General features: G+C 31.8%; 15 protein-coding genes. 13 read left to right on the top strand and 2 right to left on the bottom strand.

The features are described from left to right. Positions 1–164 precede the first annotated feature (164 nt). The 3 genes from O4O04_RS09445 (at position 165) to O4O04_RS09435 (ending at position 3,920) form a co-directional block, all read left to right on the top strand. Complete coding sequence (locus tag O4O04_RS09445) at positions 165–2,642, top strand: P-loop NTPase (RefSeq protein WP_272535643.1); 2,478 nt, start codon at positions 165–167, stop codon at positions 2,640–2,642. A gap of 219 nt (positions 2,643–2,861) precedes the next feature. After that, positions 2,862–3,416, top strand: coding sequence for a hypothetical protein (locus O4O04_RS09440; RefSeq protein WP_272535642.1), 555 nt, complete (start codon positions 2,862–2,864; stop codon positions 3,414–3,416). A 327-nt stretch (positions 3,417–3,743) separates the two neighbouring features. Beyond that, positions 3,744–3,920 carry a hypothetical protein gene (locus O4O04_RS09435; protein ID WP_272535640.1) on the top strand — a complete coding sequence of 59 codons (177 nt, stop codon included), beginning with the start codon at positions 3,744–3,746 and terminating at the stop codon, positions 3,918–3,920. Here O4O04_RS09435 and O4O04_RS09430 read toward each other — a convergent pair. Continuing rightward, positions 3,909–5,165 carry an IS256 family transposase gene (locus tag O4O04_RS09430; protein WP_272532316.1) on the bottom strand — a complete coding sequence of 419 codons (1,257 nt, stop codon included), beginning with the start codon at positions 5,163–5,165 and terminating at the stop codon, positions 3,909–3,911. The two genes, O4O04_RS09435 and O4O04_RS09430, sit on opposite strands and share 12 nt — an antisense overlap. A 193-nt stretch (positions 5,166–5,358) precedes the next feature. Between O4O04_RS09430 and O4O04_RS09425 the strand changes: the two genes are divergently transcribed. From O4O04_RS09425 to O4O04_RS09395, 7 genes are all read left to right on the top strand, one after another. Next, the gene (locus O4O04_RS09425; protein ID WP_272535639.1) at positions 5,359–5,796 is read left to right on the top strand and encodes a hypothetical protein; all 438 of its coding nucleotides are present in this window, start codon (positions 5,359–5,361) and stop codon (positions 5,794–5,796) included. 263 nt (positions 5,797–6,059) lie between these two features. Continuing rightward, positions 6,060–6,677: a hypothetical protein gene (locus O4O04_RS09420; RefSeq protein ID WP_272535638.1), complete on the top strand. Its 618-nt coding sequence runs from the start codon at positions 6,060–6,062 to the stop codon at positions 6,675–6,677. Next, positions 6,649–7,479 carry an SH3 domain-containing protein gene (locus O4O04_RS09415; RefSeq protein WP_272535637.1) on the top strand — a complete coding sequence of 277 codons (831 nt, stop codon included), beginning with the start codon at positions 6,649–6,651 and terminating at the stop codon, positions 7,477–7,479. The genes O4O04_RS09420 and O4O04_RS09415 overlap by 29 nt, the downstream gene beginning before the upstream one ends. Before the next feature lie 132 nt (positions 7,480–7,611). Continuing rightward, positions 7,612–8,124 carry a hypothetical protein gene (locus O4O04_RS09410; protein ID WP_272535636.1) on the top strand — a complete coding sequence of 171 codons (513 nt, stop codon included), beginning with the start codon at positions 7,612–7,614 and terminating at the stop codon, positions 8,122–8,124. 1,026 nt (positions 8,125–9,150) lie between these two features. After that, positions 9,151–9,813 (top strand): suppressor of fused domain protein, encoded by a 663-nt coding sequence (locus tag O4O04_RS09405; protein WP_272535634.1) that lies wholly within the window; start codon positions 9,151–9,153, stop codon positions 9,811–9,813. Between the two features lie 280 nt (positions 9,814–10,093). After that, on the top strand, positions 10,094–10,771 hold the full coding sequence (locus O4O04_RS09400; protein WP_272535633.1) for a hypothetical protein: 678 nt from the start codon (positions 10,094–10,096) through the stop codon (positions 10,769–10,771). 312 nt (positions 10,772–11,083) lie between these two features. Continuing rightward, positions 11,084–11,311: a hypothetical protein gene (locus O4O04_RS09395; RefSeq protein ID WP_272535632.1), complete on the top strand. Its 228-nt coding sequence runs from the start codon at positions 11,084–11,086 to the stop codon at positions 11,309–11,311. 364 nt (positions 11,312–11,675) lie between these two features. Here the strand turns inward: O4O04_RS09395 and O4O04_RS09390 are convergent, their stop codons facing one another. Beyond that, positions 11,676–12,932, bottom strand: a complete 1,257-nt coding sequence (locus O4O04_RS09390) for an IS256 family transposase (protein ID WP_272532316.1) — start codon at positions 12,930–12,932, stop codon at positions 11,676–11,678. A gap of 506 nt (positions 12,933–13,438) precedes the next feature. Here O4O04_RS09390 and O4O04_RS09385 point away from each other — a divergent pair. From O4O04_RS09385 to O4O04_RS09370, 3 genes are all read left to right on the top strand, one after another. Further along, positions 13,439–14,185, top strand: coding sequence for a DUF6602 domain-containing protein (locus O4O04_RS09385; protein ID WP_272535631.1), 747 nt, complete (start codon positions 13,439–13,441; stop codon positions 14,183–14,185). Positions 14,186–14,817: 632 nt separating this feature from the next. Next, on the top strand, positions 14,818–15,039 hold the full coding sequence (locus O4O04_RS09375) for a hypothetical protein (RefSeq protein ID WP_272535629.1): 222 nt from the start codon (positions 14,818–14,820) through the stop codon (positions 15,037–15,039). An 834-nt stretch (positions 15,040–15,873) separates the two neighbouring features. Then, positions 15,874–16,182, top strand: a complete 309-nt coding sequence (locus tag O4O04_RS09370) for a helix-turn-helix domain-containing protein (protein WP_272535628.1) — start codon at positions 15,874–15,876, stop codon at positions 16,180–16,182. Position 16,183: the final 1 nt, after the last annotated feature.

Raw genomic sequence — 16,183 nt, 5'->3', positions numbered from 1 at the left:
TCCTTCGGAGACTCAGCTATCCCGAACGGCGAGCACGCTCCTCGTTATTCGCCGAAATTAAATAATCTTATTTAATTTATTATTAAAATCTAATAAAATGTATTTATTTAACTATTAGATAGTTTAAAAGGAAAATATTTATTTTTGTTAAAGCGAGAGATTATATGAATTATAGCGAAATATTAAGGAAAATTGAAAATCGGTTAGAAAGCGGAATTATATTATTCTGTGGTGCAGGACTTTCAAAAGATGTGACTGACCAGGATTCTAAGAATTTGCCTTTAGGTAAAGAATTAGCAGAGGAATTATGGAACTTATTTCCCTCAATTTTTCGTGAAAAATTTGATAATTCCACTCTTAGAGATATATTTAATATATTGCAAGTCAAAAAACCTAATGAGCTAGCTATGTTTTTAAATAAAAGATTTTCTGTAGATTCTAAGAGTATAAAGGATTATTATAAAAGATATATCGAATTTCCATGGCATAAGATTTACACACTAAATATAGATGATCTTTTTGAGGTATTAGAAAGAAAATTCAATCCTTTGATTAGGATTAATCCAATATCTGGTACAAGATACGATAAAAACAAAACTTCATATAATACATTGGATGTTGTTCATTTAAATGGAACGTATAGTGATGCGCCTTCAGATGTTATATTTTCACAAGACGATTACGCTACTCATCAAGGAAAAGGGCATCCTTTTTATGACATTTTCGCGACAGAATTAAATGAAAATATGGTTGTGTTTATAGGAAGTGAATTGGATGAAGAAATTTTATGGAAGCATGTATCTATTAGGAGTAAAAAGACTAGAGAATTAAAAGAAAGTAGACCAGAATCATACCTTGTAACTCCTTCAATTCAATATGCTAAAAAAATATCTTTAGAAGCTCTTAATATAACACATATCCCAATGACTGGTGAGGAGTTTTCAAATAAAATTCTATCAAAATTAGAGAAAACTTATATTGAGGTGGCAAGTAGAAAAAGGAATCGACTAATAGAATTAAAGAAGGAAGTTACAGTCCCTTTAGTTCAAGATCTTATTTTAAAGAAAAATAAAGGCGAAAAAAGAAGACATATTTTACTTGGATTCAGACCGATATGGGATGATATTACATCTTCCAGAACTATAGAAAGAAAAATTGAAATAGAATTATATCAAGAAGTAATAAATGGTATTGTAAATCCAGATTTAGAATATAAAACTAATAAAATATTTATTCTAAGTGGAAACGCTGGCGATGGGAAAACTGCAATATTAATGCGTTTAGCATATAAGCTATCAAATGAAGGAATAAATGTTGGTTTCATAGATCCCGATAAAGATTTTTTTTATTCAAGATTAAAAAATATTGTATCTGCAACTGAAAAAATAGAAATATTAATAATTGATGATGTACATATTTACAAAGAAAAACTAATTCCTTTATTGAATGAAGTTATAAAGTTAAATAAAGTTAAATATATAATTCTCGCTTGCAGATCAAGTAGAGTGGATAAGGTTTTAAAATTTAAAGAAAATTTACAAGCTCCTCTATGTGAAGTATTTTGCCAAAAATTAAATGATGAAGAAATATTAGATTTACTTAAATTACTAGAATCGGAACAAATGTTGGGTGCTTTAAAAGGTAAAAATTTATCCGACCAAATAGAAATAATAAAAAGCAAACAAAGAAATGATAGACAACTTATTGTTTCATTAATAGAAGCGACTTCTGGAAAAGATTTAACAGAATTAATTAAAAATGAGTATTCTGAATTAGATGGTATTAATCGAAAAATTTATGGAATTCTTTCAATTGCTCAAAACTATGATTCTAAACTTTCCTCTTCTGAATTGTCAATTGCTTGCGACGAAAAAAATTTAGAGTATTTAAATTCATTAAAAAAACTAGAATCTAGAGGACTTATTTTTAAAACAAATACTGGATATTTTAGTCTGCGACATAGAGTAATAGCTCGACATGTGTTTGAAAAAGTTATTGAAGAAGGCGATGCACCTTACTATTTTGAATCAATAGCTAGAATGGCAGCAATTGTCGCAATTGATTCAAAGATGTCTCGCAATAAAAGGATAAAAAGTCTTGCTAGAATATGTTTAGGACACGATCGATTAATTGAAATTACATTTAAAAATATTACTAAAATAAATGATATGTATGAAAACATATCAAAATTGTATTCTGAAAATCCTCACTATTGGCTTCAACGAGCCGCTGTTGAAATTGAAATTGGAGAGTTACCATTTGCAAAAAATCATATTGAATCTGCATTGGCTCTTTCTCCATTAGATCCTCTAATTTTGATAACAAAATATCATATAGAACTCAAAACGGAATTAGTAAAACCTTATAGTGATGACTCAAGAGATATTTTTATAGACATTATTGATAATCTAAAAGACATGTTACCTTCAAGAAAAGAAACCGATCCTAAGCCATATCACATTATAGGAAACCTTGGATTACAGTGGGCTAACCAAAAAATATCGATTAAAAATGATAAAAAGGTATTCTTAATCTCATTAAAAGAAGTAGTTCATGATGGATTGAGAGAATTTCCATCAGACAGCCTATTGAAGGAACTTAATGAAGAATTACAAAGAAGTATTCTTATGTGCAATATATGAATAACGGCGCATAACTTCGCGTGCTCGGAAACGTCTTCGCTCCTTTTACCTTAATGTAGCGGAGCTTTAAACCCATTCTGGTTTCACTAGGATTACTTTCTTCGCATACGCTCAGGCAATCTCGTTCCAACGCTAATGTCATGGCGAAACTATGCTAACCCGAACGGCGAGCACGCTCCTTGTTAATCGAAATGTTTAAATTGAATTTAGGAGAACAGAATGAAAAAAAGAATTACCGAAACTATATTGCTTGCAGCTTTATTAGTGACATGCCAACAGAATGTTAAAAAACAAATCGAGACCCAATCAAATCCTGTAAAAGATGGTTTCAATTTTATTTTGGAAAATCCAAATACAATAATTAACATACCTGAAATTCAACAATTCGGTCTAACAAGACATCCTTTAGCTGAATCAAAACCGCATTTAAGATATATGGGTAATGCAGGCAATGTAAATTTGAGCATAAGTACTCCAACATCAGATAATGGGATGGATGCTGAAGAGTGTGCATCGGCTATTTTCGGTTCTATAATTTCTAGGTATAAGTTAGAAAAAGGAAAATTTTCAGCTATAAAAGGAATAGATAACAATACCTTCGGAATTTTTTTTGCAAACAAAATCTCGGACGTATTTCAATTAAATGCATATTTGGTTTCTTCTGATAAAAAAACGCATTGCATTGAAATTCACATTTCCAAAATTACATTAAATGAAAGAGATATTTTAGATTGGATGAAAGGAATGCCCGGGGCAAGAATTACATTAAAATGAATTTTTGATCTCATACTTACTTCGAATAACACCGCGCTCGCGGAAACACCCTTGCTCCTTAGATTTCTGTCAAGAAGAACTTCGGCATCATTCGGGTTGCGCTGCGATTGCATATACTTCGCTACATTTCGTCACAATCTCGTGGAAAAGTTAACTTGTCCTTTGGAGACTCAGCTATCCCGAACGGCGAGCACGCTCTTCGTTATCCGTAATAAGATACTTTTTTTAAAAATATATATTTAAAATATTAAATTAAATCGATTAGAGGAAAAGCAAATGAAGAATAAAATAATAGAATTAAGTCTAGTTTCCATGATTATTTGGAGTATGAATATTTATTCTAATCCTGTTAATGTAAATAATGTAAAATTATCAGACCAGAGAATTGTTGATACTGGAGGTGGAAATCTAAGACTTCGTGAAGAGCCAAATATTACATCTAATAAGTTAGGATCTATAACAGAGATTGTCCCAAAAACCGTTAGAAATCAATTAGGCGGATAAAGATATATTCATCTCTGTAAAGTTTTCTTCAATTACTTTTTTATTGGCTAAATAATTGGATAGAAATTTTTCTATTTCTTTGTATCCTTTTACTTTTCTGAAATGAAGCTCTTGTGCATATAGGAGAGCTGCTGTCCATCGTGTTGTCATGTCTCGATTTTTACGCCACCTTTTTACTCGGTTCATTTGAAATCTTGGATGTGAAAAGGCTGAATCAATGGGATTCGTTGATTGAAATGTTTTTCGAATTTCGATTGGTAATTGGATTCTATGACAAGTCAATAGATTGTCTTGACCTTCTAACAGACTCATCTTAGCTGTTTCACTGATATTCCCTAACCAATGTTCCATTGCTTTCAAAGATTCTTTAGCCTTCGAGTATTCATTCAAATTGAAAATTGCTTTATATTCAATTTGAAATTCATCATGATATTCTTTGGGCAAGCACGCTTTTATATTTCTCATTTTATGTAAAATACACCTTTGGTGATCATAGTTTTCACCAAAGTATTGCTTAATGCCTTTCTCAATTCCTTTTGAACCATCTGAGACAACCAAAACCCGTTCAGTAAGTGAAATTTCACGATCTTGTAGTTTCCTTAAAGCAGATAATACTATTTCAGAATGTTCACTTGAGCCTTGTACCACCGACAAAAAATGCTTGTGTCCTTCTTTATCTACACCTAATACAACTACTATCACTTCATCCGCTACATGAATACCATCAATGAAAATGGAAAAGAATTCTTTGCCTGGAAATTTTCTCGTATTCAGTTTGTTAAAATGTGCTCTAGAAGCATTTACAAATTCTCTGGATATCTTTGATTTTGAAACTCCAAGTTGCTCAGATACATCTTTCAAGCATTCTCTAAATCGCCGTGTCGTTAGACCAGATACCATCAGTTTGAAAACAATTTCTCCAAGATCTGCTTCGGATTTTAAATTTGCATAGCTTTCTAGTAAAACTTCTTGTCCAGATTTTCTGACTCTTGGTTTTTTGATTTTATGTTTCTGACCCAATATTGGAACAAAAACATTCTCTGAACCTGCACGATATGCTAGACTTTCTTCTACTTTACGGCTAAATCTTTTTCCGCATAGGGCTTCGATTTCCTCTTCCATGATCTCTTGGATAAATTCTAAGGATTTTTTTCGGATTTCAGTTTCTATGTTTGATTTTAAAAAAGATCGAAAACTATCAATATTCGATTGACTATTCGATGTGGTTGTGTTTTTATTTTTCATTGGTGGAACCCCTTTATGATTTTGTTGTCCAAAACTATATTATGGACGGGTTCCGCTTTTTTCAATTCCTAACGGTTTTTGAGTCTAGCTCTCTATAACAAATAGATCCAGTTTAAAATTTATTAAATCTGATAGTAAGGAATACACAATTAATAATATTAAAGGTAGATGGGCATACATAGAATATAATAGTATGCTGGGATGGGTATTTGAACCATTTTTGACAAAAATATATTCATTTAATCAAAATGATAATGCAGGTCAATATTCTTGTCGAAATAAAGATATTTTTTTGAATAAGTTTAAAAGAATTAAAAAAAGGAAACACTTTAAACCTGATGATAATAAGTCAGAAACAGATAAATATGATGATTATTTCGATGAAAATATTGTATCAAAAACTATAATTTATTATGGTGGAGGATATACAACAACTGAGTTCCCGGGAAAAAATATAAAAGAAGTATTTGAGTTTTATAAACAATGTGATCAAAAATTAAATTTTGTAGATTTTGAAATATCGAATAATAAATTTGTTGTTGATTTTTATGATGAGAACAATTCGTCTGAAACTTATAAGTTTGAATTTAAAGATAATAAAACTATAGTTTTTTCTGGTGGACAAGTTTAGAGAAACTCTTACTGCTCATAACTCCGCTTTGCAGGAAACATCTTCGCTCCCCTTGCCCTGATTGAAGAAGAGCTTCGGTCCATTCGGAGGTCACTGCGATTGCTTTCTTCGCATTCGCTCAGGCAATCTCGTGTCAACGCTAACGTCCAGCACCATTCTTAACGCTCGAGGACTCCCTGAATGGTGATGGACTCAGCTATCCCGAAAGACAAGCACGCTTCTCGTTATTCGACTTACTCCTGATTAATATTTGGAAAATAAAAATGAAATTACAACATTTACTATTATATACCTTACTCGTAATTCCTTTTGCGATTCTAAGGGCACATGATGGGGATTCAGAATTGGTCGTAATTAAGAATACTCAATTTAGAGAAAGTCCTTCCAATAATGGGAAGTTAATATATATTCTCTATCCCACTATAACGATTAAAACCAAGATAAATACTAAGAATATTCCATCAGGATGGACTAAAGTAGATTCTGGTATCTGCTCAATAAAGAATGAACATGAAATATGTAATTCGGCTGTTGGATTCATTCCATCAGATGCATTGGCACCTTTTGATAGAAGATTATTTAAAGATTTCTCTCTACCTATGCAAATTAAATTTATTAATATTAATTCGGAGCCGAATTTAAATTACGTTTTTGAAAAGGATGGTACATTTTATCATTACGATCCTAATTGTGGAAATGGTGATGGAAAATGTGGAAAAAGTAAATTATATAGAATTCATAATCTTATTTGGGGTGAACCATTATCAGGTGATTTCATTTATAAATTTTTTATTAATGAAAAAGGACAAATTTGTGCTCCTTATCCGATCGAATTGAATAAATTTCCTTGCAGTGAAGAATCAATTTCAGATAATAATTAGAATCTGGTTAAGAAGATTATTCAACAAATATATGCTCAATAAACTAGCAATATTGTTTATAATCTTTCTTTCTACGGATCTTGCAGCGGAAAGCGTTTATTACATAAATGCCTCTTCAGTACGGCTCAGAGATAAACCTTCTTTAAGTTCAAATATAGTTGAACTTTTACGGGAAAACGAAACAGTCAAATGGACTGGAGAAAAATCAAAGAATTCTTTTATAATTGATTCCAAAAATAATACCAAAATTGAAGGATACTTCTATAAAGTAATTACTTCAAATGAAAATACTGGCTGGGTTTTCTCATATTATTTGACTGAGGAAGCTATTTTTATAAAAGAATTAGACCCATGCACAAGATCAATTCCTGGGGAGACTGTTCATGGTATTAATAAATTAAGCCATTTTAACAGAGAAAATCTCAGTTACTTTGAGAAATTTAAAATCAAAAATGTAAATTACAGCATAAAAAATAATGGCTGCGATACATTTTCGCAAATCATCACGATCGAAGGTGATTTAGATGGAACTTCAAACGATAATAGTGCCATTCTACATTTGACTGCAAAAAGTCTTATTTTGCTAAAGGACTATTATCTTAAAGATTTTGATTTGAATAAAGTAATTTATCACCTTAAAAAAAAGAATATTCAATTTAATTTAAACTATGATTTTAATTCAGGAAAGCAGATAATCGAAAAAGAAGGTGAAGAGTTTGGTTATCGATTTAGTATTCAAGAACCAATAATCAAGAAGAATAAAATCTATATTGAAGTTGTCCTTAGTTCAGGTTTGCTATAGTTGTTGAACTCCGTATAATTCCGCGTGCTCGCTCCTTTTATTTCGGTGTAGAGGAGCTTCAGACCCATTCGGCGAGCACACTCCTCGTTATTCGTAATTCATTAAACATTTTTTAAAAAAAAGGAACAATTTATGAAAATAATATTTTTAATACTATTTCTTATGGTAACGATTAACGTAGGATCATGTAAAACTTCTGAAAATTCATTAGGAAATGAACATATAGTTGATAAATATATGCATATTTTCAAAAGTCTATCTAACAATGAGGTAAAAAGTATAACTGAAAATGTTACATTAAGACACTTTGACGAAGAGCATCATGGAAATCAAATTGAGTATAATAGTTTAGATGGAAAAACTTATCTATGGTATCCAAACAATAAATTACTAGTAATTGGACATTTTAAAATCAAGGAGAATAAAATTATTTGTTTTAATTACAATGGAAAAGTTAAAAACCAACTTACAGGTGAAATTGGTGGAGTTTGGAATTGTCAAGAAATTGTTCCTTATTACAATAGGATTAGAGAAAGAAAAAAATCAAATGTATTTAAATTTAATGATGATAAAAAAGTTCCTTATATATTAAATCGATATCCTGAGGAAAGTATTGACAGTTTAGTTGAAAAATTAGAAAAATAGAATTCTATTTTAGAAAATGCACTAAGCATGACTCCGCGTGATCGGAAACATTTAAACTCCGCAGCAATCTCTTGCCAAGGCTAAAGTCTCATATTGAGACTCAGCTATCTTGAACGGCAGGAACGTTCCTCGTTTTAGGTAATTAGAAATAAAATCTTATATGAACTCAATTATTCAGAAATTACTATTTTTCAAATTAATTCGATTTACTGCTGAGATAAATTTTATTCAATTTTAAAAGTATTTAAGAAACAATATAGTAGAATGGATTCCTATTAGATTTTTCTCTTTTAGCAATTCAGTTTTTGAAGGATACTCATTTGGAAATACTTTTACTTTAAGAAGAATTTCTAGATTTTCAAATAGAGCAAATTCAGTATTAAAAATAAAATTTTTAAATAAAGATTCTATTCCATTAGAAATGGAGATTTTTATCAAACCACATTGGACTATCCATATATTTCTGATTTCTATTTTAATTTTCGATTTTTACACAATAATTTTTTCTATCATTCCAACTTTTGGATTTTTTTTTAAGCAAAACAATTTAGAAATCCTAAATCTTAATTTATTCTTTTCAATCCCTTTAAATTTTTTTCTGATATTTTACTATTTCTGGTTCCACTATGAATTCCTGATTACTATCGCTAAATTTAAGCATCTCATTCCAGAATCTTTTAAATTAATAGATGTATTAAATTCTGATAACTAGATGGTTGGCTTTTTCCTTTTAATTTTAGCATTCAAATAAAATTAAGAAATTTAGATAGAATTTAATCTCTATACTTTTTTAGTTTCAATTGAACAGAAAAAAATAGATTAACCATTTCCAATTACGCTTAACAATGACAATACTCTTTGCCAGTAAAGCAGACTTGATCTTTGAAAGATAAATCCTGTCACAATTCTTGCAATTGCAAGATTGCATGCCAAAGCTAAAGTCTCCTTTGAAGACTCAACTACCCCGAACGGCGAGCAAACTCCTCGTTAGGCAAAATTCAGCTAAGTAACTCTAGGAGAAAAACAATGTCACAAGAACCAGATGACTATTCACAGGCAGGGAACCCAATCTACCGCCACAAAGCACAAGAAAGCGAGTTTGAACCGACAGTCGGAAATGAAGAGATAATCGAGTCGATTGAAAGGCATGTTGAATCACATATCGGACGAATCGAAAATGTGTACCATGAACTTATATCAGATAAGGTACACCTCGATGTTCTTTTCTGTCCACCATCCGAAGAGTTTCCATTCAACACATTAATATCCTGTGGAATGAGTTCAAGACCGATGAATACTCCAGAGGGAGCTGAGCACTTGCAATATGGCGAACTTGTCCTTGCTCTACCGCCAGACTGGCCTTTGAGCCAGGAAGCTTTTGAGGAGGAGAAGAATTATTGGCCAATCCGATCGCTGAAAGCCTTGGCTCGATTTCCACACGACTACAAGACATGGATTTCTTTCGGACATACTATTCCAAACGGTGACCCACCACAACCGTTCGATTCAAGCACCAAGCTGTCAGGATGGATACTTCTCAACCCATTCATCTTTCCTGAAGAATTCTCTGAAAGCACAACTCCTTCCGGGGATAAACTACATTATTACCTAATGCTTCCTCTTTACGCTGAAGAAATGCAGTACAAGCTTGATTACGGCACCAATGCCCTAACTGACAAATTTGCCTAAAATAATATCAGCCCCGTGATCGATTCGAAAAGGAAAAATGTTGTTAAAAAGCGAAGTCTCTGGCCTTTCAAATAATTGGCTGAACTTCAACTAACTTTCGCTCACCTAATCACCGGAATACTGGCTCAATCTTCGCTACATTCCTCTTCGTTACGATTCTTGAATGACAAGAAGACCTGCAGACTCTAACCCCTCCTCTGGAGGCTCAGCCACTAGGAACGTAGGCAGCTCATTCGTTATTCAGAATTCAACAATTTTAATCCAAAAGGAAATTTAAGTAATGAAAACTATTTCAATTTTTATATTTACATTAATTTTTTATACTATAAGTTGCGATGATAAAGAAACTCATAAAATAGATAAAAAAGAAAGAATTACTTGGATTAGAAAATATATTAAGGAAACCGATTTACAAAAAGGTAATTCATCCGATCTCGTAAATAAAGCTTCTTTTTATTATCAAAAAGAAATACTAACTGGAGTAGCTGAACCAGAAGATTTATACTCAAAAACTGACAAAGATTTATTAATTGATTTTATTAAAAATACAAGTAAGAGATTAAAAATTAGGAAACTTAATGAATCTCTAGCTATAATCAAAACTTATGATTTTGATTCTGCGGGGGAGATTATCAAAGAAGATCATTTATGGATTAAGAAAAATGGACTATGGTTTCTATTTGAGCTTGAAGGTGGTAATCTTCCCTACAAAGGACAAAAAATACTAATTGAAGAATTAAAAGATAAGAAAGGAAAATTCATTCTTCTTCACGGTGGTTGTTGTGATACTGAATCATTAGCTATTCTTCCATTATCAAATAATCAGGTTTTGGAACCTCTATACACTGGAACTCTTTATGAAAGCAGCTATAAATTTATTAGAAAAAATGGAAAATTAGTGATTTTCGAAAAAGATATGGAAGATAATCTCACGGAGATTTCTTTGGAACCGCGTTGAATTCCGCGTGTTCGGATACACCTTTGTCTTTAAAGTAGAGGAGCTTCAGACCCATTCGGGTGTCATAGCGTTTGCCCTGCGCTCTTCACTAAGCACCGTCGTAATCTCGTATCAACGTTAACGTCTCCTTCGGTGATTCAGCTATCCCGAACGGCTAGATAGCTCATCGTTATTCGTAATGCAATAAATGAGATCTTCTAAAAAATCCATAAATTACGTTTTTGACCCCCACAAAAACACTATAAAACATAGGATTTAAGGTTGTTATAAACTGGAGAATTGGTTTTTTCTGTTCCACCGTTAAAGTTAAATATGAATATATACATTCATCATTTTCTATTGTTTTCTGATTCACCTGATGACACATTTAATTTAATTCAGGAAGAATATAATTTACGACTAGGATTTCCATTATCTAATTTTGGATTTTTTAAAAGCGGAATGTTATGGATGAAAAATTCCTATGTAGAAATTGTTAACTATCCGAAAGACATTCCTGCACCGAATTGTAATCAATCTAAGTGTCGTTTTGTTGAATAGCCTTAAAAACAGACTTAAATCCAGACCAGACTAAAGAATTCTTAAACAGCAAAAGTATAAACTGCAGTGAAATCCTTGATGAAGAAGTATTAGATAGAGATGGTAAAAAAATCTTAATAGCCAAAATAATAATATTAAATGACTATTTTCAGGATTTTAGAGTATTCTTTGTCTTTCACACTAATGATTTTTTTGATAAAAAAGATGAAGAATTAGCTAATATGCAATGTTCAAAATTTAAAAATTGCTGTCTTTCTGTTCAAAACTCATCAAAAATAGTAGAATTATTTTTAAAACTTGAATTGATATTAATTAGAAAAAATATATTTAAAACGAGATTGTCCCAAAAACCGTTAGAAATCAATTAGGCGGATAAAGATATATTCATCTCTGTAAAGTTTTCTTCAATTACTTTTTTATTGGCTAAATAATTGGATAGAAATTTTTCTATTTCTTTGTATCCTTTTACTTTTCTGAAATGAAGCTCTTGTGCATATAGGAGAGCTGCTGTCCATCGTGTTGTCATGTCTCGATTTTTACGCCACCTTTTTACTCGGTTCATTTGAAATCTTGGATGTGAAAAGGCTGAATCAATGGGATTCGTTGATTGAAATGTTTTTCGAATTTCGATTGGTAATTGGATTCTATGACAAGTCAATAGATTGTCTTGACCTTCTAACAGACTCATCTTAGCTGTTTCACTGATATTCCCTAACCAATGTTCCATTGCTTTCAAAGATTCTTTAGCCTTCGAGTATTCATTCAAATTGAAAATTGCTTTATATTCAATTTGAAATTCATCATGATATTCTTTGGGCAAGCACGCTTTTATATTTCTCATTTTATGTAAAATACACCTTTGGTGATCATAGTTTTCACCAAAGTATTGCTTAATGCCTTTCTCAATTCCTTTTGAACCATCTGAGACAACCAAAACCCGTTCAGTAAGTGAAATTTCACGATCTTGTAGTTTCCTTAAAGCAGATAATACTATTTCAGAATGTTCACTTGAGCCTTGTACCACCGACAAAAAATGCTTGTGTCCTTCTTTATCTACACCTAATACAACTACTATCACTTCATCCGCTACATGAATACCATCAATGAAAATGGAAAAGAATTCTTTGCCTGGAAATTTTCTCGTATTCAGTTTGTTAAAATGTGCTCTAGAAGCATTTACAAATTCTCTGGATATCTTTGATTTTGAAACTCCAAGTTGCTCAGATACATCTTTCAAGCATTCTCTAAATCGCCGTGTCGTTAGACCAGATACCATCAGTTTGAAAACAATTTCTCCAAGATCTGCTTCGGATTTTAAATTTGCATAGCTTTCTAGTAAAACTTCTTGTCCAGATTTTCTGACTCTTGGTTTTTTGATTTTATGTTTCTGACCCAATATTGGAACAAAAACATTCTCTGAACCTGCACGATATGCTAGACTTTCTTCTACTTTACGGCTAAATCTTTTTCCGCATAGGGCTTCGATTTCCTCTTCCATGATCTCTTGGATAAATTCTAAGGATTTTTTTCGGATTTCAGTTTCTATGTTTGATTTTAAAAAAGATCGAAAACTATCAATATTCGATTGACTATTCGATGTGGTTGTGTTTTTATTTTTCATTGGTGGAACCCCTTTATGATTTTGTTGTCCAAAACTATATTATGGACGGGTTCCGCTTTTTTCAATTCCTAACGGTTTTTGAGTCTAGCTCATTTAAAACTTCAAAAGAACAACATATCCAAATCAAAGAATCAAAAAATTCATCAACAGAAATCAATTTTTTTTATTTACAAACATCCCAAAAAGAAGTAGATATCATCACGAATTCAAAAATTTGGAACTAAATATTAAATGCACGACGAATAACTCCACGTGCTAGGAAATATCTTCGCTCCTTTTGTCTTTAAAGCTGAGGAGCTTCAGACTCATTCGGGTGTCACTGCGATTACTCTGCTTTCTTCACTAAGCACCGTCGCAATCTCGTGCCAAAGCTAACATTTCCTTCGGTGATTCAGCTATCTCGAAGGGCGAGTATACTCCTCGTTAGCGGTAATTTTTAAAACGACCTTTTCAATCAAGATATAGTAAAATGAAAAACGAAAAATAATCGTAATAAATATAAAAATATGAGTTTAATTGAGTATCATAAGACAACAACAAAGGAGCTTTTAGCCTTAACAAATAAGGTTAGATATTTGATCAAACATTGGGGTGAAGACGGACGCCACAAAGAAGCTGTTTTAAAAAATGTAATCAAACGATTCCTCCCAGAAAAATATATAATTGGGACAGGTTTTGTTATTAAACAAAATACAGATAGTAGTGAGCATGCCTCTTCTCGACAAATTGATTTAATAATATATGATAACTCTAGCCCAGTTTTATTTAAAGAAGGTGACTTTGTAATTTTAACTCCGGACGCTGTACGAGGAATTATTGAAGTTAAGGCAAATATTCAAAATCAAGGACTAACTAGCGTCTTAAAACAAGCAAACGAAAATGGAAATTTTATATTTTCAGGAAAGGATGACAAAGAACACTTATTCTTCAACGGAGTATTTTCTTATGAAGGATATGGTAATGATTTTAATTTGGATACCTTGCAACAAAAATATAAAGCTAGTAATACAGATTTCATTAGCGATCCAAATTATCATAATTTTTTAGTAAATCATGTGTCCCTTAATAAAGACTGGTTTATTAAAACTTGGATCAATGAAGCCAAACCTCATTCAATTTATAAACTAGATGACTTGTCTTTTCCTTTTTTTATTTCTAATCTGATTGATATATTAGCAGACAAATCAATTAGTGAAAATGAATCAATTTGGTATGCAGCAAATAAGGAACTTAACCGTGTTCGAAATTTTTGATTAAAGAAAAACTACTGCTAAATCCGCGTGCTCAGAACGTCCTCGCTCCTTTGATCCGAGTGCAGAGAACCTTCAGACCCATTCTGGTGTCACTACGATTGTTTCTTCGCAATCGCTCAATCTCGTGCCAACGCTAAAGTCTCCGATGAAGACTCAGCTACCCCCGAACGGCGAGAACTCTCCTCGTTAGACGCAATACTATTTATCAATTCAAATTTGCTTGAGGAATTTGAATAAAAAAGAGAGCTAATGGTAAGCAATCAATTCTTTGATTTAAACATATACAATGTATAATCTATCTTTACCTACCTTTTTATAAATTATCCAAAATTTTCATAAACATTGATTTTTTTTAATTTCTGTGAATAATTCTACAACTAGTGATTGAAACCATTGGTGCTATGTGAAATCATTGTAGACTGATAAAGTCTTTCAAGAATAAAGAAGTAGAGATAATTTGGAAAGGCAATTTGTCTAAAAAAATACCGATTGAAATTCAAAGGACAGCGCGACGGAAATTTAACGGGACAACGTTCAATAAGTATAATTATGCAATATCGAATTTGTTTGGTTTGGAATCAAGGATCGGTTATTGATGTAGAAATTGTTGATTATCATTGAGGAACAAAAATTTGAACAAAGAAATAGAGAATGATCAGACTTCCGAAGTAATTCGTTGGTTTTTAAACAATGAACTATTATTAAATGAAGCGACAAAAACAGTTGCATATTGGCATCAATCTCCTAGTGAAATAGATTTGTCAGAATTAAAAGATTGGATTGCTTCAAGAAATAATTCATTATTAATCGATAAAGTAGATTTTACAAAAGTTGTTATCGAATTATTTATCTAGAAATCAAAACTCCGAATATCTTCGGATTGTCGTTTCGTTCGGGTCAAGCCCTCGCTAAGGGCTAAAGCCACATTGGTCTTATTCACTTCGATTGCAAACCAATCTAGTGCCAATGGTAACGTGTCCTAACGAATACTCACCTAGGACCAATGTCGGCAATCCTATTGAAATAACCGCAAAGCGGCACCCTTGCTATATTTAAAATAGTAAAGTTTAAGCTATTTTCAAAACATATTCTTTTAAATACAATATTCAGTCGTTTTCGGCGACTTGTTTTGAAAGTCGCCTTCAAGATATTTCTGAATTTTTCATTTACTTTTTTGAACTTTTTGACGGTTTTAAACTAGGTGTATTTCCTGGTGTTTTTTTATTATCACTGCGTCTTTGATCTGGCTTACCAGTTGATTTAGCGATAGGTTTTGGTCCGGGTTTTAATGGCATAAAGATTTACCTCTTAAGTAGACAATTGTTTACTATTCAATTAAGTATGAATACTTTTTTTTTAACAAATATTGATTAAATAACTTTATCTCGCTTATCCTCTTATTGCCATATTCTTCGGGTGTTACGCCCTTAAAGTCCCATAGAACTTAGTAACTTTAATTCCAAAATAACGTTGATTCATAAGTAACACTGTCTACTAATGGAAACATTACTAACCTGCATAGTAAAATAGGCAAGGTCATCAATATTCAAAGTAATCCTGCATAGTTTAATTGTCATTTTTTAATTTGACAATTTTAGATATTACTACTAAACTATGCACAGGAAGGCAATCTTAATATGAATGCCTATTAAATTATGCAAACAGAACCCACTGCACCAATAGAATCCTTGTTAAAAGCAATCGGAGAAAATCTTAATGCACGTTTAAAACTTTCTAATTTAAATCAGCAAGATATCGCGAAGATTTCTGATTTGAATAGGAATACAATTAGCACCGCTTTGGCAGGGAAAGATATAAAATTGTCTACCCTGATCCGAATTACTCGTAATTTAGATTTTACGGATTGGTTGATTCCCCTTTTAAATCCACCTCCACCCTCACATTTAAGTCAATTGTCTAAAAGTAATAAACAATCTAAGTTTGAGCTAGTTAAGCCATCAAGTAGAAAATTAGGACTTACAAAGAGAGATTTTTAGA

Source organism: Leptospira sp. GIMC2001 (genome assembly GCF_028462125.1).
In the GTDB taxonomy this organism is placed as follows: Bacteria; Spirochaetota; Leptospiria; order Leptospirales; family Leptospiraceae.
The sequence above is the reverse complement of the archived record's forward strand: the minus strand, read 5'-3'. Positions and strand labels throughout refer to the sequence as shown.

What these genes read in the sequence shown, in the direction of transcription:
- O4O04_RS09445 (WP_272535643.1), top strand. Translation starts at nt 165, where the DNA reads ATGAATTATAGCGAAATATTAAGGAAAATTGAAAATCGGTTAGAAAGC.
- O4O04_RS09440 (WP_272535642.1), top strand. Translation starts at nt 2,862, where the DNA reads ATGAAAAAAAGAATTACCGAAACTATATTGCTTGCAGCTTTATTAGTG.
- O4O04_RS09435 (WP_272535640.1), top strand. Translation starts at nt 3,744, where the DNA reads ATGAATATTTATTCTAATCCTGTTAATGTAAATAATGTAAAATTATCA.
- O4O04_RS09430 (WP_272532316.1), bottom strand. Translation starts at nt 5,165, where the DNA reads ATGAAAAATAAAAACACAACCACATCGAATAGTCAATCGAATATTGAT.
- O4O04_RS09425 (WP_272535639.1), top strand. Translation starts at nt 5,359, where the DNA reads ATGCTGGGATGGGTATTTGAACCATTTTTGACAAAAATATATTCATTT.
- O4O04_RS09420 (WP_272535638.1), top strand. Translation starts at nt 6,060, where the DNA reads ATGAAATTACAACATTTACTATTATATACCTTACTCGTAATTCCTTTT.
- O4O04_RS09410 (WP_272535636.1), top strand. Translation starts at nt 7,612, where the DNA reads ATGAAAATAATATTTTTAATACTATTTCTTATGGTAACGATTAACGTA.
- O4O04_RS09405 (WP_272535634.1), top strand. Translation starts at nt 9,151, where the DNA reads ATGTCACAAGAACCAGATGACTATTCACAGGCAGGGAACCCAATCTAC.
- O4O04_RS09400 (WP_272535633.1), top strand. Translation starts at nt 10,094, where the DNA reads ATGAAAACTATTTCAATTTTTATATTTACATTAATTTTTTATACTATA.
- O4O04_RS09395 (WP_272535632.1), top strand. Translation starts at nt 11,084, where the DNA reads ATGAATATATACATTCATCATTTTCTATTGTTTTCTGATTCACCTGAT.
- O4O04_RS09390 (WP_272532316.1), bottom strand. Translation starts at nt 12,932, where the DNA reads ATGAAAAATAAAAACACAACCACATCGAATAGTCAATCGAATATTGAT.
- O4O04_RS09385 (WP_272535631.1), top strand. Translation starts at nt 13,439, where the DNA reads ATGAGTTTAATTGAGTATCATAAGACAACAACAAAGGAGCTTTTAGCC.